24 protein-coding genes are annotated in these 25,163 nt (G+C 62.6%); 14 read left to right on the top strand and 10 right to left on the bottom strand.

Annotation, left to right across the window (positions count from 1 at the left end; translation table 11 throughout):
• Nucleotides 1-51: 51 nt before the first annotated feature.
• Nucleotides 52-1,206, top strand: a complete 1,155-nt coding sequence (gene argE, locus AC1DY9_RS11290; RefSeq protein ID WP_477666530.1) for an acetylornithine deacetylase — start codon at nt 52-54, stop codon at nt 1,204-1,206.
• A gap of 94 nt (nt 1,207-1,300) precedes the next feature.
• Here the strand turns inward: argE and AC1DY9_RS11285 are convergent, their stop codons facing one another.
• On the bottom strand, nt 1,301-2,431 hold the full coding sequence (locus tag AC1DY9_RS11285) for an ABC transporter substrate-binding protein (protein WP_457281255.1): 1,131 nt from the start codon (nt 2,429-2,431) through the stop codon (nt 1,301-1,303).
• A gap of 174 nt (nt 2,432-2,605) precedes the next feature.
• Nucleotides 2,606-3,757, bottom strand: a complete 1,152-nt coding sequence (locus tag AC1DY9_RS11280; RefSeq protein ID WP_457281256.1) for an ABC transporter substrate-binding protein — start codon at nt 3,755-3,757, stop codon at nt 2,606-2,608.
• Nucleotides 3,758-3,809: 52 nt separating this feature from the next.
• On the opposite strand from AC1DY9_RS11280, the gene AC1DY9_RS11275 reads away from it, so the two are divergent.
• Entirely contained in the window at nt 3,810-5,939 is a 2,130-nt protein-coding gene (locus AC1DY9_RS11275; protein ID WP_477666529.1) for a molybdopterin-containing oxidoreductase family protein, read from the top strand.
• Between the two features lie 6 nt (nt 5,940-5,945).
• A complete protein-coding gene (locus AC1DY9_RS11270; protein ID WP_457281258.1) occupies nt 5,946-7,085 on the top strand; it encodes an aminopeptidase in 1,140 nt (379 codons plus the stop codon).
• Nucleotides 7,086-7,136: 51 nt separating this feature from the next.
• Here AC1DY9_RS11270 and AC1DY9_RS11265 read toward each other — a convergent pair whose 3' ends face one another.
• The 3 genes from AC1DY9_RS11265 to AC1DY9_RS11255 all read right to left on the bottom strand — a co-directional run bounded on the left by AC1DY9_RS11265 (nt 7,137) and on the right by AC1DY9_RS11255 (nt 9,561).
• Complete coding sequence (locus AC1DY9_RS11265; protein WP_457281259.1) at nt 7,137-7,607, bottom strand: GNAT family N-acetyltransferase; 471 nt, start codon at nt 7,605-7,607, stop codon at nt 7,137-7,139.
• Nucleotides 7,604-8,410, bottom strand: coding sequence for a class I SAM-dependent methyltransferase (locus AC1DY9_RS11260; protein ID WP_477666528.1), 807 nt, complete (start codon nt 8,408-8,410; stop codon nt 7,604-7,606). The genes AC1DY9_RS11265 and AC1DY9_RS11260 overlap by 4 nt, the downstream gene beginning before the upstream one ends.
• A gap of 236 nt (nt 8,411-8,646) precedes the next feature.
• Nucleotides 8,647-9,561, bottom strand: a complete 915-nt coding sequence (locus tag AC1DY9_RS11255; RefSeq protein ID WP_477666527.1) for an alpha/beta fold hydrolase — start codon at nt 9,559-9,561, stop codon at nt 8,647-8,649.
• Between the two features lie 394 nt (nt 9,562-9,955).
• Between AC1DY9_RS11255 and AC1DY9_RS11250 the strand changes: the two genes are divergently transcribed.
• From AC1DY9_RS11250 to AC1DY9_RS11220, 7 genes are all read left to right on the top strand, one after another.
• Entirely contained in the window at nt 9,956-10,288 is a 333-nt protein-coding gene (locus tag AC1DY9_RS11250; RefSeq protein ID WP_457281261.1) for a polyhydroxyalkanoic acid system family protein, read from the top strand.
• 20 nt (nt 10,289-10,308) lie between these two features.
• Entirely contained in the window at nt 10,309-11,241 is a 933-nt protein-coding gene (locus AC1DY9_RS11245; protein ID WP_477666526.1) for a LysR family transcriptional regulator, read from the top strand.
• Between the two features lie 33 nt (nt 11,242-11,274).
• Entirely contained in the window at nt 11,275-12,528 is a 1,254-nt protein-coding gene (locus tag AC1DY9_RS11240) for a CaiB/BaiF CoA transferase family protein (RefSeq protein ID WP_457281263.1), read from the top strand.
• A gap of 89 nt (nt 12,529-12,617) precedes the next feature.
• Nucleotides 12,618-13,568 carry a hydroxymethylglutaryl-CoA lyase gene (locus AC1DY9_RS11235; RefSeq protein WP_457281650.1) on the top strand — a complete coding sequence of 317 codons (951 nt, stop codon included), beginning with the start codon at nt 12,618-12,620 and terminating at the stop codon, nt 13,566-13,568.
• Nucleotides 13,565-13,957: a VOC family protein gene (locus tag AC1DY9_RS11230; RefSeq protein ID WP_457281264.1), complete on the top strand. Its 393-nt coding sequence runs from the start codon at nt 13,565-13,567 to the stop codon at nt 13,955-13,957. The genes AC1DY9_RS11235 and AC1DY9_RS11230 overlap by 4 nt, the downstream gene beginning before the upstream one ends.
• A gap of 35 nt (nt 13,958-13,992) precedes the next feature.
• The gene (locus AC1DY9_RS11225; RefSeq protein ID WP_457281265.1) at nt 13,993-14,976 is read left to right on the top strand and encodes a Bug family tripartite tricarboxylate transporter substrate binding protein; all 984 of its coding nucleotides are present in this window, start codon (nt 13,993-13,995) and stop codon (nt 14,974-14,976) included.
• Nucleotides 14,977-15,060: 84 nt separating this feature from the next.
• On the top strand, nt 15,061-16,035 hold the full coding sequence (locus AC1DY9_RS11220; RefSeq protein WP_457281266.1) for a Bug family tripartite tricarboxylate transporter substrate binding protein: 975 nt from the start codon (nt 15,061-15,063) through the stop codon (nt 16,033-16,035).
• An 82-nt stretch (nt 16,036-16,117) separates the two neighbouring features.
• On the opposite strand, the gene AC1DY9_RS11215 is transcribed toward AC1DY9_RS11220, so the two are convergent.
• Nucleotides 16,118-16,372 (bottom strand): acyl-CoA-binding protein, encoded by a 255-nt coding sequence (locus AC1DY9_RS11215; RefSeq protein WP_457281267.1) that lies wholly within the window; start codon nt 16,370-16,372, stop codon nt 16,118-16,120.
• Nucleotides 16,373-16,516: 144 nt separating this feature from the next.
• On the opposite strand from AC1DY9_RS11215, the gene AC1DY9_RS11210 reads away from it, so the two are divergent.
• Nucleotides 16,517-18,049, top strand: coding sequence for a wax ester/triacylglycerol synthase family O-acyltransferase (locus AC1DY9_RS11210; protein WP_477666525.1), 1,533 nt, complete (start codon nt 16,517-16,519; stop codon nt 18,047-18,049).
• A gap of 141 nt (nt 18,050-18,190) precedes the next feature.
• Here AC1DY9_RS11210 and AC1DY9_RS11205 read toward each other — a convergent pair whose 3' ends face one another.
• On the bottom strand, nt 18,191-18,958 hold the full coding sequence (locus AC1DY9_RS11205; RefSeq protein ID WP_457281269.1) for a type III pantothenate kinase: 768 nt from the start codon (nt 18,956-18,958) through the stop codon (nt 18,191-18,193).
• 79 nt (nt 18,959-19,037) lie between these two features.
• The gene (locus tag AC1DY9_RS11200; protein ID WP_477666524.1) at nt 19,038-19,706 is read right to left on the bottom strand and encodes a helix-turn-helix transcriptional regulator; all 669 of its coding nucleotides are present in this window, start codon (nt 19,704-19,706) and stop codon (nt 19,038-19,040) included.
• Nucleotides 19,707-19,889: 183 nt separating this feature from the next.
• Between AC1DY9_RS11200 and AC1DY9_RS11195 the strand changes: the two genes are divergently transcribed.
• Together AC1DY9_RS11195 and AC1DY9_RS11190 are read left to right on the top strand one after the other, a co-directional pair.
• The gene (locus AC1DY9_RS11195; protein ID WP_457281271.1) at nt 19,890-21,098 is read left to right on the top strand and encodes a sensor histidine kinase; all 1,209 of its coding nucleotides are present in this window, start codon (nt 19,890-19,892) and stop codon (nt 21,096-21,098) included.
• 47 nt (nt 21,099-21,145) lie between these two features.
• Nucleotides 21,146-22,132 carry a response regulator gene (locus AC1DY9_RS11190; protein ID WP_457281272.1) on the top strand — a complete coding sequence of 329 codons (987 nt, stop codon included), beginning with the start codon at nt 21,146-21,148 and terminating at the stop codon, nt 22,130-22,132.
• 8 nt (nt 22,133-22,140) lie between these two features.
• Here AC1DY9_RS11190 and cqsA read toward each other — a convergent pair whose 3' ends face one another.
• Nucleotides 22,141-23,391 (bottom strand): alpha-hydroxyketone-type quorum-sensing autoinducer synthase, encoded by a 1,251-nt coding sequence (gene cqsA, locus AC1DY9_RS11185; protein ID WP_457281273.1) that lies wholly within the window; start codon nt 23,389-23,391, stop codon nt 22,141-22,143.
• A 224-nt stretch (nt 23,392-23,615) separates the two neighbouring features.
• Nucleotides 23,616-24,059 (bottom strand): rhodanese-like domain-containing protein, encoded by a 444-nt coding sequence (locus AC1DY9_RS11180; protein WP_477666523.1) that lies wholly within the window; start codon nt 24,057-24,059, stop codon nt 23,616-23,618.
• A 200-nt stretch (nt 24,060-24,259) separates the two neighbouring features.
• Here AC1DY9_RS11180 and AC1DY9_RS11175 point away from each other — a divergent pair, with 200 nt between their 5' ends.
• Complete coding sequence (locus AC1DY9_RS11175) at nt 24,260-25,147, top strand: PPK2 family polyphosphate kinase (protein ID WP_477666522.1); 888 nt, start codon at nt 24,260-24,262, stop codon at nt 25,145-25,147.
• Nucleotides 25,148-25,163: the final 16 nt, after the last annotated feature.

Below are 25,163 nucleotides of genomic sequence, written 5' to 3'. Positions count from 1 at the left end.
TCCTCCATCTTCCCGGGCCCCACCTTGATCCCATCCCCTTCGCTTCCTCCCGTGTCCCCCCGCGCCCTGCAACTGGTCCAGACCCTGGTCCGCATGAACACGGTCAGCGACAACAGCAACCTGGCGCTGATTCATTTCGTGCGCGACGAGCTGCAAAAGCTCGGCGTTGCCAGCCGCATCACCACCAATGCCGACAAAACCAAGGCCAACCTGTTTGCCACGCTGGGCGAAGGCAAACCGGCCGGCATCATCCTGTCAGGCCACACCGACACGGTGCCCTGGGACGGCCAGGACTGGACGCTGGATCCGCTGTCGGCCACGGTCAGCGATGGCAGGCTGTATGGCCGTGGCAGCTGCGACATGAAGGGCTTTATTGGCCTGGCACTGGCCCACGCCGGAGATTTTTTGAACAGCCAGGCGCCTTTTGCGGTGCACCTGGCGCTGAGCTACGACGAGGAAGTCGGCTGCATGGGCGTGAAGGAACTGATTGCCGACATGAAGGACGCGGGCATCAAGCCGCTCGCCTGCATCGTGGGCGAACCGACGAGCATGGTGCCGGCCACCGCGCACAAGGGCGTGTACCGCTACAAATGCTGCGTGCGCGGCAAGGAGGCGCACTCCTCGCTCACGCCGCAATCCGTCAACGCCATCGAGATGGCGGCGCGTGTCGTCGGCAAGCTGCGCGACATGGCCGACGGCTTTGAAGCGAACGAGCCGCGCTATGAAGGCTTCGATGTGCCCTTCAGCACCGCCAGCGTCGGCCAGTTCCACGGCGGCATTGCCGACAACGTGGTGCCGCGCGACGCGGAGTTCCGCTACGAATTCCGCAACCTGCCTACGGCGGATGCAGTTTTAATGCAAAAAGAGCTTGTAGCCTATGCGGAACTTGCGCAACCAGCTATGAAAAAGATAGCGCCCGACGCCGGTTTCAGCTTTGAGACGATTTGTGAAGTACCGGCCTTTCTCGGCTCCGCCGGCGATGCGGTGACCCAACTGGCGCAGCGCCTGGCCGGCACACGAGAGACCACGCTGGTCGCTTTCGGCACCGAAGCAGGCCTGTTCAAAAACGCCGGCATTCCCACGGTAGTGTGCGGGCCCGGCAGCATCAACCAGGCGCATCAGCCCGACGAGTTTGTGAGCCTGGAGCAGCTCGCGCGCTGCCAGGCGTTCATGGAAGGCTTGGCGAACACCGGCGAGCTTCGCTAGAGGCGGGCTTTCGCGCAGGCCATCGCGGAACCGGCTTTGCCGGGCCGCAGGTGGCGCCCCCTTAGGGGGAGGCGGCCGCAGGCCGCTTCGGGGGTTACGTCCGTATCCGGCCGTCGCCCGTCAGCATCGACAGCTCCACGAAGTGGGACGCCACATGGTCGGTCGGCGAGAACGTCACGGAAAACCCGCCGAGCGACTGGGTGCCGATGGCTTCCAGGCCGGAAATCAGCGAATCACGGCTCATCTTGGGGCCGCCGCGCTTGAGGCCGTCCACCAGAATCCTGGCGGCCACATAGCCTTCCATGCTGGAGAAATTGACCTTCGCGTCCTTGCCGGCCGCCTTCACCGCATCGGTAAACTCGCGCACAATCGGCCGCGCTCCGTTGTAGGGCGAAGGCATGACCTGCGACACCACCACGCCTGCGCCTTCCTTGCCCAGCTCGTCGGCCAGCGCCTGCGTGCCGACAAACGATACGTTGTAGAACGTGCCGCCGTAGCCGGCCTTGCGGGCTTCGCGGATGAAAGCTGCGCAGGCCTTGTAAGCACCGATCTGCACCACCGCATCGGGGCCCGCGGCCACCAGCGTGGTGACGGCCTTGGCCACGTCCACCGTGTTGCGTTCAACAGTCGCCTGCGCCACCGGCTTCAGGTTCTGCGCACCCAGGGCCAGCGTGACGCCGTCCAGCCCGGCCTTGCCGTAGGCGTCGTTCTGGTAGAACACGGCGATTTTCTTCAGCCCCAGGGCGGTCAGCTGTTTGACGATGAGGCCGGTTTCGTCGTTGTAGGACGCGCGCACATGGAAGACATTTTTGTTGAAAGGTTCACGCAAAGCCATGGCACCGGTGAACGGCGCGATGAACGGAACCTTGTCCTTGATGGCCAGCGGCAGGGCAGCGATGCTGGTGGGGGTGCCGATGTAGCCAAACAATGCAAACACCTCATCCTCGATCAGCTTGCGGGTGTTTTCGGCGCAGCGAGCAGGTTCATAGCCGTCATCCAGGTTGCGGATTTCAATCAGGCGCTTGTTGACGCCGCCCTGTTCGTTGACCTGGTCGAAGTACACCTTCGCGCCCTGGTAGAACTGGATGCCCAACTGCGCAGCCGGGCCGGTGAAAGGCGCTGACTGGCCCAGGATGATCTTGTCGGTCTGGGCATGCGCGATGTTGAAACCCGCGAGCACGGAAGCGCCGGCAGCGGTGGAAAAGGTTCTGCGAGTAATGTTCATGACGCTATCTTCGCAACAAAAATTTACAAACGGTTTGATTTGTAAAAACTAAGTTACAAATACGTGAGATAGGTCACTACTTTAGCGGAAGCCAGCAACGCAACAGCCGGTAATTTGTCACCTTTTGCATCATCCAACCCACAACACTCGCCAATTTCCGCTATCTCACTCTTCCTATTCCCGCACCCGTCCGGTGGCATCGATCAGGCTGAGTTCCACCAGTTTGGAGCCCACGCGGTCCCCGTCAAAGTGCACCCGAAAACCGCCCAGGTTCAACTCCTGCATGGTGTCCAGTGCCTTGCGCAGTTTGACGCGGGTCGGGTCCTTTCCGGCCTTGCGCAGGGCTTCGACATACGTCCAGGCAGCGATGTAGCCTTCGAGCATGTACACATTGGGTTTGCCCAGTTTGGCCGCTGTAGCGTCGGCCTGCAGTTCACGGACCAGGACGCTCTTGGCGTTGTCCGACTTGGGTGTGACGCGCACCACCACCACACCGGCACCGGCCGCACCCAGCTGCTCGGCCAACAGGCTTTCGCCAGTGCTGGAAAAGCCGTAGATGGGCCCGCGAAATCCCTTGGCGCGCAAATCGCGTATCGCGCTGGCGGCGCCGGCAGCGTCGCTGATGACCAGTACGGATTCAGGCTTCTTGCCCAGAATCTGTTCAACGCTCGCGGCCACACTGCCGCCCGAGAGGGCCGACTTGGCCACCAGGTTGGCGCCCAGCCCGCCCATGGTGCGCTCGGCTGAATCCAGTGCCGCCAGCGATTCGGCATCCTTGCCGTGCAGTATGGCCAGCTTGCGCATGCCCAGGGTTTCGGCGTGCCGCGTGATCATGGCGGCTTCTTCCGAATAGCCGGGGCGCACGGAATACACATTGGGGTACAGCGAGCCGCGCAACTCGTCGGCGCCGGCCATGGGGGCGAACAGCAAAATGTCGGTGTCTTTCAGCAGCGGGTTGACGGCCGTGACCTGCGGCGAGCCGTAGTAGCCGAAGAGCGAAAACACCTTCTGGTCCAGCAGCTTGCGGGTGTTGGCCGCGGCGGTATCGGGGTTGCCCGCATCGTCCAGCGTCGTCAGTTCGATCTTGCGGCCGTTGACGCCGCCGCCGGCATTGACGTGGTCGAAGTAAAGGCGCGCGCCCTGGGCAAACGGCACAGCCAGTGTGCTGCCGGGCCCCGTCATGGCCAGTGACTGCCCCAGCGTTACAGCGGTTTTGCTGATGCCGTCCTCGGCATACACCCACGGCGCCATCAGGGCGACCAGTGCCGCTACCATGGTGATCCTGACCAGCGCGCGGAATGACTGCATTCCTGTTTTTGTTGTCATGTTGTCTCCTCATCCCCGGGGGCCGGTATGGCTGTCAATATAAAGTTGAACCATGAGCAATACCATCAGCATCTCCCCTAGGACCGAGGTCAAACCTGACACCGGGCTGAAGCCTGCGGCCGTACAGGTGCTGGGTGCCTGCCCGCACGACTGCCCCGACACCTGCTCGCTGCTGACCACAGTGGAGGACGGCGTGGCCATCCGCGTGCAGGGCAACCCGGACCATCCGCATACCGGCGGCGTGCTGTGCAACAAGGTGTCGCGTTACACCGAACGCACCTACCATCCGGAGCGCCTGCTGAGCCCGCTCAAGCGCAGCGGCCCGAAAGGCAGCGGACAGTTCGAGCCGGTGAGCTGGGAAGCGGCGCTGGCCGACATTGCGGCCCGCCTCAAGCCCATCGCCGCACGCAATCCCGAAGCGATCGTTCCTTACAGCTATGCCGGCACCATGGGCCAGGTGCAGGGCGAAAGCATGGCGGGCCGGTTTTTCAACCAACTCGGTGCGTCATTCCTGGACCGCACCATCTGCTCATCAGCCGGCGGCGAGGCCCTGACGCAAACACTGGGCGGCAAGGTCGGCATGCGGGTGGAGTTTTTTGCCGAATCGAAGCTCATCATCATCTGGGGCAGCAACTCCATCGGCAGCAACCTGCACTTCTGGCGTTACGCACAACAAGCCAAGCGCGATGGCGCAAAACTTGTCTGCATCGATCCGCGAAAAAGCGAAACCGCCGAGAAATGCCATGAGCACATCTCGCTGCTGCCGGGTACCGACGCCGCGCTGGCGCTGGCCCTGATGCACGAGCTGATCACCCACGACTGGCTCGACCACGACTACATCGCGCAGCACACACTGGGCTGGCAAAGCCCGGATGGCGGGTTGCGCGAACGCGCGCTGCAGTGGCCGCCTGAACGGGCGGCCGAAGTCTGCGGTGTGCCGGCGGAACAGATCCGCTCGCTGGCGCGCGATTATGGCGAATGCTTTGTCAAAAAACAGCCCGCAGCGATCCGCCTGAACTACGGCATGCAGCGCGTTCACGGCGGCGGCAATGCGGCGCGTGCCATTGCCTGCCTGCCCGCGCTGACGGGCGCGTGGCGGCATCGCGCCGGTGGCGTGCTGCTCAGCAGCTCGGGGCTCTTTCCCGTCGACAAAGCCGCCCTGCAGCGGCCCGACCTGCTGCAGGGCCGCCAGCCGCGCACCATCAACATGAGCACCATCGGCAACGCCTTGCTCGAAGCTGCATCGCCTCAATTTGGCCCGAAGATCGAGGCGCTGATCGTCTACAACAGCAACCCGGTGGCAGTGGCGCCGGAATCCGGAAAAGTGGTTCGGGGCTTCGCGCGTGAAGACCTCTTCACTGTCGTGCTTGAGCACTTCCAGACCGACACGGCCGACTACGCCGACTACATCCTGCCGGCCACCACACAGCTGGAGCATTGGGATATGCATGCCTCCTATGGCCACACCGACGTGCTGCTGAATCGCCCCGCTATCGCGCCCATGGGCCAGGCCAAACCCAATACGCAGATCTTTCGCGAGCTGGCCGCCCACATGGGCTTTACCGACCCCTGCTTTGCCGACAACGATGAGCAGCTGTGCCGCGCCACGTTTGGCGACAAGGTGGACTTTGGGCAATTGCTGGACACGGGCTTTGCCACGCTGGCGCTGCCCGATGCGCCGTTTGCCACCGGCAACTTCCCCACCGCCTCCGGGCGCTGCGAGTTCTTCAGTGCGCGCCTCGCGGCCACCGGCGCCGACGGCCTGCCCGGCCACGTGCCCAATTACGAAGCAGCCAACACATCCGACCAGTTCCCGCTGGCCATGATCTCACCGCCCGCGCGCAACTTCCTCAACTCCACCTTCGTCAACGTGAAAAGCCTGCGCGATATGGAAACCGAACCGGTGCTGGAGATTCATGCGGACGATGCCGCTGCACGCGGCATCACCACGGGCGCGGTCGTCAAGGTGTTCAACCAGCGCGGCGAGTACCGGGTCAAGGCTGAAGTCTCCACGCGGGCACGCCCCGGCGTGGTCAACGGCCTGGGTATCTGGTGGCGCAAGCTGGGCCTGGACGGCACCAACGTGAACCAGCTCACCAGCCAGCACCTGACCGACATGGGCCGCGGCCCCGTCTTTTACGATTGCCTGGTGCAGGTGCAGCGCGACGCTGAAACAGCCTGAGGCACGGTGAGCCGAACGCGCGCCAAGACACTGACCGGCCTGGCTGCTGCGCTGGCCGCAGCCGCGTTATGCCTCACGGGGTGTGCTGACCTGGGTTACTACTGGCAGTCCGTCAGCGGCCACATGCAGATGCTCAACGCCGCCCGGCCGGTGGACGACTGGCTCGGCGAAGCGCAAACATCGGCCTCATTAAAAAGCCGGCTGGAACTGTCGCAGCGCATCCGCAGCTTTGCGGTGACCGAGCTGAAACTGCCGGACAACGCCAGCTACCGCCGCTATGCCGACCTGCGCCGCAGCGCCGTGGTCTGGAACGTGGTGGCGGCGCCGGCGTTTTCACTCACGCTCAAAACCTGGTGCTTCCCGGTCACAGGCTGTGTCGGCTACCGCGGCTACTTCAACGAGGCCGACGCGCGCGCCGAAGCGGCGCGGCTCAAGGCCGAAGGCCTGGAAGCCAGCGTTTACGGCGTGCCCGCGTATTCCACACTGGGCTGGATGAACTGGGCCGGCGGCGACCCCTTGCTCAACACCTTCATCGGCTACCCTGAGGGGGAACTCGCCCGGCTGATCTTTCATGAACTGTCCCATCAGGTGGTGTATGCGCCGGGTGACATGATGTTCAATGAATCGTTTGCCACTGCCGTCGAGCGCCTGGGCAGCGAGCGCTGGCTGGCCACGCAAGCCGGTGACGACGCACGCAAGGCCTACGCCGTATTTGACGGCCGGCGCCGGCAGTTCCGCGCGCTGGCACTGGCCACGCGCCGCGAATTGGCCGCAATTTATGATCAAAAAGATGCCGCAGCCCAATCAGAACCTGCGCAAATAGCTAGCAAAATGATAGCGCACCAGCGCTTTCGCGACGCCTATGCTGAACTCAAGGCATCATGGGGCGGCTTTGCCGGCTACGACCAGTGGGTGGCGAACGCCAACAATGCCTCGTTTGGCGCACAGGCCGCGTACGACGAACTGGTACCGGGCTTTGAAGCGCTGTTCGAACGCGAGGGCCGCGACTGGCAACGGTTTTATGATGCGGTCAAAAAGCTGTCCCGGCTACCCAAGGACGAACGGCGCAAGGCACTTGAACACAACATGGTGAACCTTGCGCAGGCACACAGTCACCAACGCAAGGCCGGACAGCCCAAAGAGTAGTTCAGCCTGGGCAGCGTCCCAGCACATGCGGCGAGGGGCGTATCTATAGGCTTACACGCACATGATCGTGAGGCGGTGTCCCTGATGTTCCGTATGTTCGACGACTTTCCAGCCGAGCCGGGCATACAAGGCTTCGCTGTTCGGCGTAAACAGGTAGACCTTGTCTTTGCCCATGCCGGCGGCCTCCCGAACCACATGCCGGACCAGCGCCGACCCAATCCCCTTGTTCCTGTGCTCGGACGCGACATAAACGCTGGACAACCAAGGCGATAAGTGGGAATGGGTAATCGTTTGCGGCAGCAGACTTGCCGACCCCAGAAGCCGGCCTTCGCAGACCGCCACAAAGGTCATCGGCAACGCGCCCTTCTGCGCGGATGCCTTCAGCCTCTGCGTGCGCTGCTCAACCGTAACCGATGTATTGAGATAGCCGAATTGCGCCTGGTGCCACACGGCCAGCGCCGCGAGATGCTGCGGGTGGTCGGCAAGATGGCCAATGCACACAGGAGATGCTGCGTGCCTCATGCCAGTTGAACCCAGGCAGCAACAGACATGGGCGGCACGGTCACAGTGTGCTCGTCGCGGCCCGCCAATTCCCGGGCCAGCAACGCGTCGACATCGTGATGATCCGCATCAGCACGCCCGAGCTTTCGAGCCATGGGTGTGACCGACCTGACCGCCTCCAGAGGCAGTTCGATTGAACGTGCACCATACTGAAGAGGTGCTGATGTCTGCACCTGCACACTGCCGTAGCGCGTCAAAATACTTGGGAGCCTTGCTGCCATGTACGGATTGATGCCTGCGTCCAGCATGACATCGCCTATGAACACAATCGCCTCATGTGTTTCTGGCGATGCAGGCGGCCAGATGCTGCTGTGTACGCCGCGGAAAAAATCCATTTCCAGAAACGCCATCGCTCCTCCCGGCCGGACCCAATTGGCCACGCGTGCAACAGCAGCCTCGGGACTTGCGATGTACAGCAGGAAGTACCGCCCAACCACAGCGTCAAACATCCGGGGTGGCTCAAAATCGTCCAGATCAGCCAAAACAAACTTCACATTCTGAAAACCCGAATCAGCGATGCGCAACGCAGCGGCATCAAGCTGGGCCGGGTTCCGGTCCACCGCCGTCACTTCGCCGCCGGGCCCCACACGGCTTGCCAGCAACAAGGTCATATCACCGCTTCCACAGCCCAGTTCCAGGACCTGGGACCCAGGCTGTACGCCGGCCCCTGTCAACAGGTTCTCGGTAAGCGGCAGTATCGCCAGCCCCTGCATTTTCAACCTGTCGCGCTCTTTTTCACTGCTGTGCAGCGGGTAGCTTTTCATCCTTCATGGATCCTTTTTTTTGGTTGTCATGTCGTTCCAGAGCTGCGGCAAAGTGCCCGCACGGGATGCCCCAATCGGTCAGGCATACATCGTCGATGTGACGCCAGCAACGTGATTCTCGAAAGAGCAGTATCCAGCCCCTGCAAGGCTCTGCACAGTGTGTGAACTACGGTATCCAGAGATCTCGGCCCGGTAGGCAATACCGTAGCCAAGCCGACTCTCTGACCACGACCGGGCTAGAAAATCCCGTATTGCGCGGCCCGGTGCGCAGCTTCAGCCCGCGTCTTGCTACCCAGGGCTTTCAAGGCAGCGCTCACATGCATTTCAACCGTACGAGGACTCAGGGATAGTGTGCGTGCGATCTGTTTGTCGGTCTGTCCTTGCGCTACCTGCCTCAGCACCTCGGCTTGGCGCACTGTCAGCCGGAAAGCAGGTGCCACAGCGCCCTCGTTGCCGGCGAGAAATTCAAGCACGGTATCGCGCACCCCGGGCCATGCCGGCTCCTCCACCAAAGGGATGTTGTTGTGCGAGTCAATCGGAACGAAGCGTGCGGCAGGAATGAGTGTGGCCAGTCTTTGCCCTTCGTCTATCGGATACAAAATGTCTCGGCGGGCGTGTAGAACCAGGCATGCAGTGTCAATCCGCTTCGCACTTTCGCTGAGGTCAAGGTCATAGAACGCCCGGACGCTCTGCGCAGCGATGGCGCCGTTCATGCGCTGGCTGACGATTCGATCATGGGCCTCAAGTTGCCCGGCCGAGGCGTCCGGGAGAAATTGTGCCGTGAATATGCGCCGGAAAGACACCGCAAACTCGCTTCGCCCATCCAGTCCGGATTCATACACCTGCAACGCCGCCATGGCATCGTCCCGTTGCGCGGGAGTCAGTTCACGCCGCAAACGCCCGCGAACGGCCCCTCCATAGATAACCAGGCGCGTCAACCGGGCAGGATGGCGGGCGGCATACTCGATTGCCGCATACGCCCCCGTACACACCGCCACCATGGCAAAGCGCGTCAGACCCGCTGCATTGACGACCGCCTCAATGTCTTCCACCCAGGCATCCAGGGACATGCGCTCAGGTTTTCGCTCCGAAAGCCCACAGCCCCGCATATCGAGCCTGATCACGGTGTGGCGGGCGGCCAGCGCGTCCATCCAGTGCCTGCTCGCGGGTCCAGGCGATGTCAGGTCGTTGTCGGTGTACTGCAGGGTGACCCACACGACTGGCGGCCCGCAGCCAGTTGCAGTGAAAGCGATGGCCGTTCCATCGGCGCTTTTGCAAAAATGAATGGAATTTGGATTCTTCAAAAGAGGGGGCTGTTGCAAATTTGTCTGACAACGCACGGGTAGATGGGGGTGCGTCAACAGTGCTCAGTATCACATCACAACGCAGTGTCTTGAACAGGGCCGAAAGCGTAGCCCGCTTTGAAATACTGCCTGAACGAAACGTCGGCACCGGTAAGCGTTTTATGATGCAGTCAAACGGCTGGCCCGGCTGCCAAAGACGAACGGCACAAGGCGCTTCAAATCAACAACACGGAGACCACCAATGGCTGACATCCAGATCCAGCGCGAACACACCCTGGGCCTTGCGGAGGCGCGCAAGATCGCCTTCAAATGGGCCGAGCAGGCCGAAGAAAAATTCGACATGGAATGCACCTACGAAGAGGGCAAGGACGAAGACCTGGTCAGCTTTACCCGCTCGGGTGTCAGCGGCACGCTGACCGTCACCAAGGACCGCTTCGATCTCCAGGCCAAGCTGGGTTTCCTGCTCGGCGCCTTCAAGGACAGGATCGAGGACGAAATCGTGAAAAACCTGGACACCCTGATCGCGAAAAAGCCTGCAGCCAAAAAAGCCACCGCCAAAAAGAAAGCGGCCTGAGTTTTCAGGCTCATTTCCCCGTGAGCTACAACCTCGCCCGGTTTGACCTGGTGTCGGTGCGCCTGGCGGTGGCCTGCGCCCAGACAGGCAGCCTGACGGCCGCTGCACGCGATTCGCACCTGGCGCTGGCTGCCGCCAGCCGGCGCATCCGGGAGCTTGAAGACGCCCTGGGCGACGCGCTGTTCGAACGCCATCCACGCGGGCTACTCCCCACGGCGGCGGGCCGCGTCTTCGTCAAACACGGGCTCACGCTGCTGCAGACCATGGAACAGTTGGGCGGCGAACTGGCCGACCTGCGGCGCGGCATCGCGCGCCACATCCGCCTGTGCGCGAGTAGCGCCGCCATCAGCCAGTTTTTGCCGCCCTTGCTGGCGCGCTATGGCGAGCTGCATCCGCAGGTGCATATCGACCTGGAAGAGCAGGTGTCGGAAGCCGTGGCGGCCACTCTGCGCGAAGGCCGGGCCGATGTGGCGGTATTTGTGGAAGGGCCCGACACCACAGGGCTGGACACGCGTCTCTTTCGCGAAGACGAGCTGGTGCTGATCCTGCCGGCCGGCCACACGCTGGCAGGCAAAACGCCGCTGGCCTTTGTCGATGCGCTCGACGAAGAATGGATCAGCCTGACCGCCGGCGCCGCCATGCTGCAAAAGCAGCAGCAAGCCGCGCTGGCCGCCAACCGACCGCTGAAGCTGCGCATGCAGGTCCGCAGCTTTGACGCCGTCTGCCACATGGTGTCCTCCGGCCTGGGCGTCGCCATCCTGCCCAAGGCCGCGACGCTACCCATGGTCAAAAGCATGAAGCTCAGCTGGCGGCCGCTGGCCGACGCCTGGGCCCAGCGCCGCCTGCTGACGGCCACCATGGTGGGCCAGTCAGATGCGGGGATTGCATCGCTGGTGGATTTTCTTACCCCGCTTTCGCAAAACGCGAAACCTAAAGCCCTAAAACGGAAATAGACGGAGCCGGACCGCGGCGGCACACTGCCGCCCATGCCCTCCCCTGAAAAATCCCTCGCGGCTTCTACCCACGCTCCCGGCCAGGGCCCGCTCACCGGGCTCAAAGTGCTGGAACTCGGCCAACTGATTGCCGGGCCTTTTGCCGCCAAGACGCTGGCGGACTTCGGCGCCGACATCATCAAGGTCGAAACGCCGGGCACGGGCGACCCGCTGCGCAAATGGCGCCTGCTGAAAGACGGCACTTCCGTGTGGTGGCAGGTGCAGTCGCGCAACAAGCGCTCGGTGGCGCTGGATTTGAAGAGTCCTGAAGCGCAGGCCATCGTGCGCCAGCTCGCGCTTGACGCCGACGTGCTGATCGAGAACTTCCGCCCGGGCGCCATGGAAGGCTGGGGCCTGGGACCCGACGAATTGCTGGCGCTGAACCCACGACTCATCATGCTTCGCATCAGCGGCTACGGCCAGACCGGCCCTTACCGCGACAAGCCGGGCTTCGGCGTGGTGGCCGAGGCCATGAGCGGCCTGCGCCACCTGACGGCCGAGCCGGGCCGTGTGCCGGTGCGCGTCGGCGTGAGCATTGGTGACACGCTGGCCGCGCTGCACGGCGTGATCGGCATCCTGCTGGCGATGCAGGAACGCCAGCGCTCCGGCAAAGGCCAGGTGATTGACGTGGCGCTTTATGAAGCGGTGTTCAACTGCATGGAAAGCCTGCTGCCTGAATACAGCGCCTTTGGCGCGGTGCGCGGCGCGGCCGGCAGCGCCCTGCCCGGCATTGCGCCCAGCAACGCTTATCTGTGCAAGGACGGCGGCTATGCGCTGGTGGCCGGCAACGGCGACAGCATCTTTAAACGGCTGATGACCACCATAGGCCGCAGCGATCTCGGCAACGACCCGGCGCTGGCCGATAACGCGGGCCGCGTGGCGCGCGTGGCCGAGATCGATGCGGCCATCGGCCAATGGACGTTGAATCTCACAGTAGACGAGGTGCTGGCGGCGCTCGACAAGGTCTCGGTGCCCGCCGGCCGCATCTACACCGTGGCCGATATCGTTGCTGACCCGCACTACCAGGCGCGCGGCATGCTCGATGAAGTAAAGATGGACGACGGAAGCCTGCTGGCCGTTCCCGGCATCGTGCCCAAGCTTTCGCGCACGCCGGGCGGGCACCGCCGAAATGCGCCGCAGGTGGGGCAAGACACCGATGCGGTGCTGCGCGAGATCGGGCTTTCAATCGAACAGATTCAGGCGCTCAAGGACAAAGGCATCGTGGCTGGAAAGGATGTCAAATCGTGAACACCCTGAAACGTGAAGTGCGCCGCGCCGGGCCGCCCCAAGCAAGCTTAGCCCCCTCGGGGGGCAGCGTATTACACGAAGTGAAAAGCGTGGGGGTCAAGATCCATTTCAACGAGGTCGCCACGCGTGACGGCTTCCAGATCGAGCCGAATTTCATCCCAACCGATGACAAGGTCGCGCTGGTCGATGCCCTCAGCGTATGCGGCTACGCCAAGATCGAAGTGACATCGTTTACCTCGCCCAAGGCCATCCCCATGCTGCGCGATGCCGAAGAGGTGATGGGCCGCATACGCCGTGTGCCCGGCGTGGAGTACACCGTGCTGGTGCCCAACCTGCGCGGGGCGGAGCGAGCGCTGGAGTCGCGGGCCGACGAACTCAACCTGGTGATGTCGGTGTCGGAAACCCACAACCTGGCCAACCTGCGCATGCCCCGCGAGAAAAGCTTTGCCGCGCTCTCTGATGTCATTCGCCATGTTGACGGCCGCACGCCCATCAACATTTCGCTGTCGTGCTGCTTCGGCTGCCCGATGGAAGGCGAAGTGGTCGAGGACGAAGTGCTGCGCTGGAGCGATCGCTTCGCCGCCTTCGGCGCAGACCGCGTGCGCGGCCTCACGATCTGCGACACCACCGGCATGGCCCACCCGGCTCAAGTCGGCCGCATGGTGGAAGCGCTGCAACAACGCTTTGAAGGCCTGCAGCTGACCTTGCACTTTCACAACACGCGCGGCATGGGCCTGGCCAATGTGCTGGCGGCCGTGCAGGGCGGCATCACGCGCTTTGACGGCTCGCTGGGTGGCCTGGGTGGCTGCCCCTACGCGCCCGGTGCCAGCGGCAACATCAGCAGCGAAGACGCGGTACACATGCTGCATGCGATGGGTTACGACACCGGTATGGACCTTGAAAAGCTGCTTGCGGTGGCGCGGCAAATGCCCGGCATCGTCGGCCATGACGTGCCTGGGCAGGTGGCCAAGGCCGGCCGGATTACCGATTTGCATGAGCCACCGCCTTATGTGGCCGAGCTAAGGGCCGCCTCGGCATGATTCGGCAACTGGATCACCTGGTGCTGACCACCTCGGACGAAGCCCCCTGCGTGGACTTCTACACCCGCGTGCTGGGCATGACGCTGGAAACCTTCACCGGCGGCACACCACCTGTAGAGCGCAAGGCCTTCAAGTTCGGCAAGCAGAAGATCAACCTGCATGTCAAAGGGCGCGAGTTTGAACCCAGAGCCCACCTGCCGGTGCCCGGCGCTCTGGACCTGTGCTTTCTGGCCGGTGTCCCGCTTGCTGACGTGATCACCCATCTCGAGCGGGAGCGCTGTCCAATCATTGAAGGCCCCGTGCTGCGTACCGGCGCCACACAAAAGATCCGCTCGGTCTATGTGCGCGACCCCGACCTGAATTTGATAGAGATTTCCGAACCCGCCTGAAACAGCATCCCAAAACTACAACCGGAGACAACGACATGAGACAACGTAATTTCTTCCACCATCTCGCCATCCTGGCAGGGGCGATGACCGGTCTGGCAATACTGCCTGCCGCGGCGCAGCAGGCCTATCCCGGCCGCCCGGTCACCGTCATCGTGCCGCAGGCGGCGGGCGGCGCCAACGATGCCATTGCGCGCATCGTGTCCCAAAAGCTCGGCGAAATCATGGGCCAGACCTTTCTGGTTGATAACCGGCCCGGCGCGGGCGGTAATGTCGGTACCGCCCAGGTGGCCAAAGCCAGGCCCGACGGCTACACCCTGCTGCTGACGACCAACAGCGCGCACGTCATCAATCCCGCCATCTACAAAAGCACCGGTTTCGACCCCGTGAAGGATTTCGAGCCGGTCGGCCTGGTGGCCAACGCCGGCTATGTGCTGGTTGCCAACTCGGCCTTTCCCGCCAATTCGGTGGTCGAGCTGATTGCCCAGGCAAAAGCCAGCCCCGGCCAGATCAGCTATGCCTCGGCCGGCAACGGCACGCTGAACCACCTGATCGGCGAAATGTTCAAGCGGGCGGCCGGCGTGGACATGCTGCACGTTCCCTACAAGGCTTCGGCTGCCGCAGCCACCGATGTTGCCGGCGGACAGATTCCGGTGTCGGTGCAGAGCCTGCCGTCGGCGCTGCCCTTCCTGCAGTCCGGAAAAATCAAGGTGCTTGGCGTGGTGAACGAAAAGCGTCTGGCCTCCTTGCCCAATGCGCCGACGATTGGCGAAACCCTGCCAGGCTTCGGCTCGACACCATGGTATGGGCTGTTGGCGCCCGCCGGTACGCCCAGGGAAGTCATCGTCAAGCTGCAGGCCGCCCTTGAAAAGACCCTGGCCAGCAAGGACGTGGCGGACAAGCTCGCGGCACAAGGCTGCGACGTGATGACCGCCAGCCCAGCGCAGTTTGCTGCGTTGATCCAGGGCGACCTGCCGCGCTGGAACAAGATCGTCAAGGACTCTGGCGCCCGCATCGACTGATCCACCGCCCTTCAGCCAAAACCTGGTCGGACATTGCCCGGCCTGAGCCACCCTTCCCCGAAAAAATACTATCCGGAGACAACCATGACCCTTATTTCCCGCAGAACCCTCATGACCGTCGCCAGCCTGAGCACGGCCGCATGGCTCAACCCGGTGCGTGCGCAGCTCGCCGGCAAACCCATCACACTCATTGTGCCCACAGCGGCCGGTGGCACCACCGACATTGCGGCACGCATGCTGGCCGAGCCCTTGGGCAGGATTCTGCAAACCTCGGTGGTCGTGGACAACCGCGGCGGCGGCAACGGCAACATCGCCGGCCAGATGGTCGCGCGAGGCCCGGCCGATGGCACCAGCCTGCTGGTGCAGTACTCGGGCTACCAATGCATCACGCCGCTGATCCAGCCGGTGCCTGGCTTTGACCCGGCGACCAACCTCAAGCCGCTAGGCCATTTGATTGACGCGCCGCAGCTGCTGGTGGTACGCGGCAACTTTCCCGCCGACAACTTTGTGGACTTCATCAAGTACGTCAAGGCCAACCCAGGCAAGGTCAACTATGCATCCAGCGGCAACGGCTCGCTGCAGCATGTGACGACCGAGCTGCTCAAGGACCTGACCAAGACTTTCATGGTGCACATCCCCTACCGCGGTACGGGCCCGGCGCTTAACGACCTGCTGGCCGGCACGGTGGACTTCACCATCACCACACCGCCGCCGCTGCTGCCGCACATCCGCGCAGGCAAGCTCAAGGCGCTGATGGTGACCGGCCGCACGCGCCTGGCCGCGCAACCCAATGTGCCGACCGCTATCGAGACGGGTGTGCCGCTGGTGGCATCGTCGTGGTTCGCGGTCTACGGGCCGACGGGACTGTCCGCCGACCTGCAAGGCCGACTCTCGCTGGCCATCAAGCAGGTGGTGGAATCGGAAGGCTTCAGGAAGCGCGCCGAAGAGCAAGGCGCGAAAGCGGTTGTGATGAGCGGCGCCGAGCTGGCTACCCTGGGTGACAACGAGCGCAAGATGTGGGACCGGATCGTGAAACTGGCGAACATTAAAGCCGACTGAAGTCTTTAACAGCCAGCAAAAAGCGGCACAGCCCCGGTGCAAATTGCGCCAGGGCTGTGCCGCTTTTTTGTGGAAGAGAGTCTTAGCTCAGATCGGCGATCAAATCGATGTACTGCTGCATCGCGTCATCCTGCGAGGTGCCCTTGAGGTTGTTCCAGGCGTCCCACTTGGCACGTGCGACCATGTCGCCGAAGCCGGGCTTTTTCTCGGCGTTGTCGCCGATGCTGCCCTGCTTGTAGAGCGCATAAATCTTCAGCAGCGTGGCGTTGTCAGGGCGCTCGCTGAGGTTTTTCGAATCGGCCATGGCTTTGTCGAAGGCGGCTTTCAGGTCTGACATGAAGAATCTCCGTTTTTAGAAGTGGGTCACCAATGAGGTGGCTTGGGGTAACTGCCCGGTATCTTAGCCAGGCCGTTCCTTGCAAAATAGGGAACTTACCCCATCCGGGGTGAGTTCGCATCAGTTTTGCATTCGGGAGTGCTCATGGTTACACGCGTTACCGCTCAGGCCGCAGGCCGCAAAGTGGCAAAAAACGTCCAGAAGAACGTCAAGCGGGCCGTCTCGGGAACCCTGGGCATTTCAGGGGAGCGCATGAGCAAGGTCGACACGGCCTGGCTGCGCATGGACAACGATGCCAACCTCATGATGATCGTGGGCGTCTGGCAGCTGGCGCCGGGCGTCAAGTACGCTGCCGTCTGCGAACGCATCGAAAACAGCCTGCTGAAGTACGACCGTTTCAGGCAGCGCGTGATGGAAGACGCCGCCGGCGCCACCTGGGTGATGGACCGCAACTTCGACCTGGCCAACCATGTCGTGCAGGAGAAGTTGGCCAAATCAGCCAACCAGGAGCAGGCCCTGCAGGACCGCGTGGCCGTGCTTGCCACCCAGCGCCTGGATCCGAGACGCCCGCTGTGGCAAATCCACCTGATCGAGGATTACACCGGGCCCGATGGCGTCAAGGGCAGCGCGATGATCGTGCGCATCCATCATTGCATCGCCGACGGCATTGCGCTGATCTCCGTGACCATGTCGCTGGTCGATGGCGGCACGCCGCCGCCTGAGCGGCGCACGAAGGCTGCGGCGGCTACCGGCACGGAAGACTGGATTGCCGACACCCTGCTCAAGCCCTTCACCGACATCACCGTCAAGGCACTGGGCGCCGTCGGTGAAGGCGCAGCGCGCTCGCTGGGCATGCTGGGTGACCCCAAAAAGGGCATGGAAGACGGCATGCACGGCTCCATGGACATGGCCAAGGTCCTGATGCAGGTGCTCAAGGACGGCGCCGCGCTGGCCCTGATGCCCGACGACTCCAAGACCCGGCTCAAAGGCAAGCCAGGCGGCGCAAAAAAAGTGGCCTGGTGCCAGCCGATTCCGCTGGATGAAGTCAAAGCCGTGGGCAAGGCACTCAACTGCTCGATCAACGACGTGCTGCTCAGCTGCGTGGCCGGCGCCCTGGGCGAATATTTGAAAACCTTCGGTGACGACGTGGCAGGCCAGGAGATTCGCGCCATGGTGCCGGTCAACCTGCGGCCGCTGGACCAGGCGCACAAGCTGGGCAACCGGTTCGGCCTGGTGCCGCTGGTGCTGCCCATCGGGGTGGAGAATCCGATCGAGCGCGTCTACGAGGTGCGCCGGCGCATGGCTGCGCTCAAGGGCAGCTACCAGCCGTTGCTGGCTTTCAGCCTGCTGGCGGTGGCGGGCCTTTTGATCAAGCCGGCGCAGGACGTGATGCTCAACCTCTTTGCCAAGAAAACCACGGCGGTGATGACCAACGTGCCTGGCCCGCGCGAAAAGCTCAAGTTCTGCGGCTCGACACTGGAGCAAAGCATGTTCTGGGTACCGCAGTCGGGCGACGTGGGGCTGGGCGTGTCGATCTTGAGCTACGGCGGCGGCGTGCAGTTCGGCGTGATCACCGACAGCACCCTGTGCCCGGAGCCGCAGCACATCATCGACGAGTTTGTGCCGGAGTTCGCCAAGCTGTCCATCGTGACGCTGATGCTGCCCTGGGGAGAGTGAGCCCTCGCTGTGCGTCGCAGCTGCCAGGAAGTTCCGGTTAATTTTTTGAGGTTTTTATGGCCTTAGCCCAATAAGGACGGGCGCAAGCAGCTACTTTTTTGATAGCACATCCCGCGGCAACTCCACCGCGCGGAAAGGACGTCAGGCTGCAAAACGCTGTGAGGCGATGGCCAACAGTCCGTCGAAGATGAGGCTGTCCACCAGCTCAAACTTCACCGACATGCTGGGCGCCATCTTCCAGCCAGCGCCGCCGGTCATGATGCATTCGGGTGTTTCGCCGCAGTGGCGGGCGACGTTTTCCACCATGCGGTGTATCGCACCGGCAATGGCGAAAGTGCCGCCGCTGGTCAGCGCATCGCTGGTATTGGTGGGAAAGTCGCGCACCTCGCCGGTGGGAACGTGCAGACCGGCCGTGCCGGACTCGAGCGCGCGCAACATGATGCCGTGGCCTGGAAGAATGAAGCCGCCCAGGAATTTTCCGGAAGCGTCGATCGCCTCGACCGTCACGGCGGTACCCACCATGACAACCACGCAAGGCTTGTTGATGCCGCGCGCCAGCAGCCGGTGGCGCGCACCGATCATGGCCACCCAACGGTCAGCGCCCAACCTGGCCGGATGGTCATAGCCATTGGTGACACCAGCCTCATGCGGGCTGGAAACGACCCAGTGCGGCGCCACGTCCCAGAGTTCCATTTGCTCGACCACACGCCGCTTGATGGCGTCGCCGGCAACGATGCAGCCGAGGATACGCGACGGAGGTTGCATGCCGCCCCACTCTTCTTCGGACAGCTTGTCGATGTTTTCCAGAAACACCGCACCCTGCGCCAGCAGCTTGGCCCTGGGCACAGGGGCTTCGTACTGGGCCCATTTCAGGCGGGTGTTACCCACGTCAAGCGCTAGAAAGGTCATTTGGCGGATTATGAACAGGTTTGAAGCGCACCTGCAGGCGCAGGCCTACAGGTTTTCCAGTAGACGCGGCAAAGAACGCTCAGATCAATCCGAACCAGCACGCGCGCTGGATGGCGGCCAGCTTGTTGTCGACCTTGAGTTTGGTCATGGCATTTGAGAGGTGAAAGTTCACCGTGCGTTCGCTGCAGGCCAGCAACTCGCCGGTCTCGCGTGCCGTCATCCCCTGGAAGGCAAGGCTCAGGCATTCGAGTTCGCGCGGGCTCAGCGGACTGCGCGCTTCGGCCAGCGCGCGCTTGAGCAGCGGCCAGATGTTGAGGGCCGACCAGGCCAGCAAGGCCGCCTCGCTGCGGTCATGCCACTGGCGCGGGCTGAAGAGGTAGCATTCAAAGGCCCGCCCCACCGTCAATGGAAAGGCGATGCGCACCACGCTTTGGTAACCGTGAGCCAGCCACAGCCGGCGCCAGCGGCCCAGGCTTTCGAAAGCGGTTTTGGAAATATCCTGCCAGGCGACAAGAGGTGCGTCGGAATCGCGCCACGGGGCGCCGAAGTCCCGGCTCTCTGCCAGGGCCTCGGCGGCATCCAGCAGGCGCGGAGGGTGAATGGCCAGCACCAGCCGGTCTTCCTGCCCCCCGAACGGGTCGGGGCCGAGCACCATGAGCGCTTCGACCGAGAACTCGCGAAGGGCGCACAGCCAGTCGCTGATGACGCCATCCAGGCTGACGCTGTCAAAGTTGGCAGGTAACAGCATTAGCTTGACGAGATGAGAACCGGGACAATACAGTCAAATGTCAAATGCATCATCAGTCAGGTTCCCGGTTGTGCTGGAGAAGTTCTTAACGTGAGGAGCGCTCGCTTTCACGCGTGGCTTGCGCGGCGTCCCCTGCTTCAGTGGCTGCGCGAGGAACTGATCCTTGCGCCCCTGGAGCCCATTTTGCATCCATCCCCGCGACGGCTGTGGTGGCTGGGTCTTTCTTTTTTTTCGGGCAACGCCCTGTTCGCCTGGATCTGGTCGGTCTGGCTGCCGCAGCCCTATGAAAACCTGCCGCTGCGCGTCGTGGCCAGCGTACTGGGCTACAGCCTGATGACCAAACGCGTCAACCATGACCCGGGAAGCAGGCTGGCGCAACGGGTGTTTGGCGTGGTGTTCTGGCTCGAACTGCCGGTCCTGTTCAGCTGGATGTACCTGTGCAACGGCAGCAATACCGTGTGGCTGGCCACCCTGGCGGCCATGGTGCTGATCTACTACCATGTCACTGACTGGCGCCTGGCGACCCTGGGCACCATCACCGGTGGGGGGCTGGCCTGGGTCATGTTCCTGTACGTGGGGCCGGCGGTTCCCTCCCTGCCGGAAGACCAGCGCACCGTGCATGCCGTGGTATTTGCGTTTGCCTGGTCGATCGCGCTGGTGCTGAACCTTTCCTCGGCCAACCTGCGGCGGGAACAGCTTTCCAGCACGCTCACTACCATCGGCATCATGGCGCACGAGCTGCGCACGCCGCTGTCGACGGCAGCCCTGCTGGGCGATGCGATCCAGCTGGAGGTACAGCGCCAGCCCGACAACCCGCGCGCGCTGCAGCTGGACAAACTGGCGCTGCGCCTTCACGCACTGGTTCGAAACATGAACCACCAGATCGACACACAGATCGCGAATGCCAAGCTGCTGCAGCTGCCACGGCATACCCAACAGGTCGCGGCCGGCAAATTGGTCCAGGATGTCGTGGCGGCGTATCCCTACCAGTCGAGTCGCCAGAGGGAATGCGTGCGGGTGCTTGTTCACGATGACTTCACCTTCCGTTCTTCCGCCACACAGTTTTCCCAGGTGCTGGACAACCTCATCAAGAACGCGCTGCATTCCCTGATGGCGGCTGACTCGAAATACCCGCACGGCGCCCTGCGCATTGAAGTCGGCAGGACGCAGGCGCGCGGCCGCATCATGGTGGCCGATGAGGGCATGGGTATCGACGCTGCCTTGCTGCCGCAGATTTTCAAGCCGTTCTTCTCGAGCAACCGCGGCACGGGGCATGGCCTGGGCCTGGCCTTTTGCCAGCAAGTGGTACAAAGCGCAGGTGGCACCATTCATGTGAAATCAGAGTTCGCCGTGGGAGCTGCTTTTACCATCGAGCTGCCGATTACGGCCTGATACCTTGCACATGATTTGCTTTTGACAACCCGCGCTAGACTGACAACATGTCCTTTGCACTTTACCGCCGTCCCGGAGGCGTGGTTTTCCTGGACGACGACCCGGATTATCTCGAAATGCTCGCGGAAGTCATGCCGCTGGACTGGTGTGTACGCCTGTTCCTGCGCCCGGTGGCGTGTATAGACCTGCTGCTCCAGGAGCCGGTGCGCTGGGAAGCGGATGCCTGGCGCCAGCAGGAAATCATCAATCGATGGCGCGAGGGGACGGCCCTGATCCCGCAAATCCTGCAGTACTGGCGGGAAGACGGCACGGCGCGATTTGCGCTCACGCAGGTCTGTGTGGTGGACTATTCCATGCCGGCCATGAGCGGACTGAGGGTGTTGAGCGAGCTGACCGGCTGGTCGGGTTCGCGCGTTTTGCTGACAGGCCGGGCCGACGAGCAACTTGCCGTGTCGGCCTTCAACCGCGGGCTGATCGAACAATTCATTCCCAAGCAATCTCCGGAGATCCGGCTGCGCCTGACCGATGCGGTGCAGGCGCTGCTGCGACAGCCCGATCCCCGGCACCAGCAGACCTGGCGGGCGACGCTGTCCCGCACGCAGCATGCGCTGCTGTGCGAACCATCCGTCGCGCAGGAGCTGGAAAACCTGGCACTGCGGCAAGGCTGGATCGAGCATGTGGTGATAGGTGCACCCTTCGGTGTGCTGGCCCTTGACCGTAAAGGCAGCGTCAGCTGGTTGCAGCTGGAACCCGCCGGGAACCTGCCAGAGCTTGCCGAAATGGCGGCATCGCAAGGCTGGGATGCCGCGACCGTGAAGGACGTGGCGGCAGGCAGGAAACTCATCGACCTGGAACTGCAGCTGGCGCTGGGCGCCGGCCACAAACCCCAGCCGCGCCAGGCCTTCGCCATCGCCTCCGGTCCGACCGTGCTTCATGCGGCGCTTTTTACCGTCGGCGAGCCTTTTAACCCCGGCTTCATGAGCAGCCACGAGCGATTTATTGCCACCTCGGGTGAGAGACACCTTCAGGACTGACGCCGGCATCATGCCTCCTGGCCGGCCCGGGCGCGCCGTGCAATCGGCCAGTCCCATGGCTTCACGATCGGCGCGATCTCGCGTGCGACCGCTTCCACATGGTCCAGTTCGGAATCCATCAGCCCGGCATTCAGGGTTAACCTCATCATCGCGCGTTTGCTGCTGGTGGCCGGCGCGCAGAACATCGACGAAAACACGTTGCGCTCCTCCAGCCGGTCCCGCAACACCATGGTGTCGGATTCCAGTCCAACCTCCAGCGCAATGATCTGCTGGCTGCCCTGGTGGATGGGATAGCCCAGCTCGCTCAAGGCAGACCGCAACCTGCGCGTGTGGGCGTGAAGCCTTGCGCGCGCATCGTCGCTGTTGCGGATCACCTCCAGCGTGGCTGCAAGGCCGGCAATCTCGTGCGGCAGCAGGCTGGAGCTGAAGATATTGGGAAAGCTTGAACAGAGAATGTAATAGCGCATGTGCGCCGGCGCGGTAAAAAAGCCGGCCCGGCCCGCAAAAGCCTTGGCAAGGCTGGCGGTGATGAAGTGCACGCGGCTGGTGAGGCCCAACTCGGCGCACAGCCCCGCACCTTCCGGGCCGTGTGTGCCCAGCGAGTGCGATTCATCCACCAGGATCATGCAGCCGTGCTGCTCGGCCACATCGACAATTTCCCCCAGGGGGCAGATGGCACCCGTGGTGCTGTACACGGAATCGACCACCACGATGCCCGGGCCGTTCCTGGCGATCATCCGGGCGAGATGAACCGGATCATTGTGGCGAAAAGCGAAAGCCGGGGCGCGCGCCGCATGGGCGCCTTCCCACAACGATGCATGGGCCAGCGTATCAAGGTATACAGGGGTCTGCGCATCGGCAATCGCCTGCAGCAGGCCGACATTGGCCGCATAACCCGATTGGCAAATGAAGCCGTCGTCCTTGCCCACCCAGGATGCCAGTGCCAGCTCCAGCGTGTGTGTGGGATGCTGATTCAGGTGGAAGACACCGGACTGCACCACAAACTCCTGCTCCTTGCGCAAGGCTTCCACCTGCGCGTGAACGATGTGCGGATGGCCCGTGACGCTGAGGTAGTCGTTGCCGTCCAGCCGGATGGCATTGGAGTCCGGTGTTTTGCCATGAAGCATGAACTTTCCGCTCCACTGGTGGTTCCAGCGCGGCGTGAAGTCGCGGGATATTCGCTGGCACAGCTGGGCCCCAAGGGCAGGGTTGGAAAAGTGTGCGGTGTCAGGGGAAAGTTTGCGTTCGAGTACTTGCATGGGGACTCCGTTAAAAAGAGGAACCCCATTGAAAGCGCTCAAACAAATTGATACGCCTTACCCCCTGTCAGAACTAACAGGGGGCACCCCCATACATCAAACTTCAGACAAAGTCATGCGAACTATTCACTTCATTTTTGTGAAATAAATGCGCCATTCACTTACATATACAAGTTACCAAAGGTACGCACAGGACTGCTTCAATTCAGGGTTTTACCGGAATTTCAGCCCTGCTTCCAGGGCAAGCCCCGAAAACGCCAGCCTCCCTTGCGGCCGCGCTGCCCCTGGTCATCAGCATCGCCTTCAAAACCTTCGAGAATGTTGTAAGCCTCGACGCCCAGCTCGGTCGCGCGTTTGGCCGCCGCGACCGAACGCACGCCGCTGCGGCACAACAGCACTGCCTTCTTGCCGGCGGGCACGGCAGCTTTCAGCCCCTCATCGAATCCTGCGTTCATTGCCATGCCCGGCCATTGCTTCCAGGCCAGGGGGACAGAGCCGGGTACATAACCCACCCATTCACGTTCGGCGTCAGTTCGTACATCCACCAGCACGGCTTCGCCCGACTGCATCCACTCAAAAGCCAGCTGTGCAGAAATATCGCCGGCATAGCCGGAAGCAGTCTGGACACCAGGTTGCGCGGAACCATTTGCAGAAGTGTTTTTTTTCATCACAGGGCCTCTCAGTTCGGGGTGTTGATCAACAGGCATATCGGGCATGCATGCACCGCATGACAGCGACCCGAAACCAGCAGATCAAGTTTATCCCCCTGCAACCACACGCCAGACAGTGAGGGCATAGGCAGGCCGCGCATCCCTGGCGCAGGTGTGACATGCACAATCACCCTACCCATGAACTGCAGGAGACCCCGATGCCCCGCAACGCCGACACACCTTCTCCACAAAAGGTACAGCCTGGCAAGGCAAGCTTCAAGGCTCTGGCCAAAACCGTAGCCCCCTGGCAACCCTCTCCGTCGAAGCCCAAGGGGTTTTCTCTTGCCAGCCTTGACCCGGCCGCCAAGCCGTTCTCGACGGGCGACAAGCTACGCGATAAAGCTGCCGTCGAAGCACTGGCCACGGAGATTGACGGATTGCAAAACCTGTTTTACGCGGACAAACGCTACAAACTTCTTGTGGTCCTGCAGGGAACGGACACCTCAGGCAAGGACGGAACATTGCGCGGTGTCTTTGGGCGCATCAGCCCGCTGGGCGTACGGACGGTCAGCTGGAAGGCGCCGACGGAAGACGAGCGGGCGCATGACTACCTGTGGCGAATCCATCAACAGATGCCGGGCACGGGGGAGATCGCGATTTTCAACCGCAGCCATTACGAAGATGTGTTGCTGCCGCCCGTCAACGGATGGATCACACCGGCACAAACAGCACAGCGGTTCCGGCACATCAACGACTTCGAACGCATGCTCTCGGAAACCGGTACGGTGATCCTCAAGTTCATGTTGCATATCAGTCCCGATGAGCAAAAGCAACGGCTGCAGGAGCGACTGGATGACCCCGCCAAACACTGGAAATTCAGCGCGGGCGACCTGGAGGTTCGCAAACAGTGGAAGCAGTACCAAAAGGCTTACGAAGCACTGCTTCAGGCCACCAGCACTCCTTGGGCACCCTGGACCGTGGTGCCGGCTGACTCCAAGACGCATCGCAACCTGATGATCGCCACCCTCGTCCGGGCCCGGTTGCTGGAACTGAAGCTACGCTTTCCGCCGGGCGATCCGGCCCTCAGGGGGCTGAAAGTCACCTGAGCTCCTCGCGGGCTCC

Source organism: Polaromonas sp. P1_F6 (genome assembly GCF_056405695.1).
Note: the sequence above shows the minus strand (reverse complement) of the source record. Positions and strands in the feature narration are given on the sequence as shown.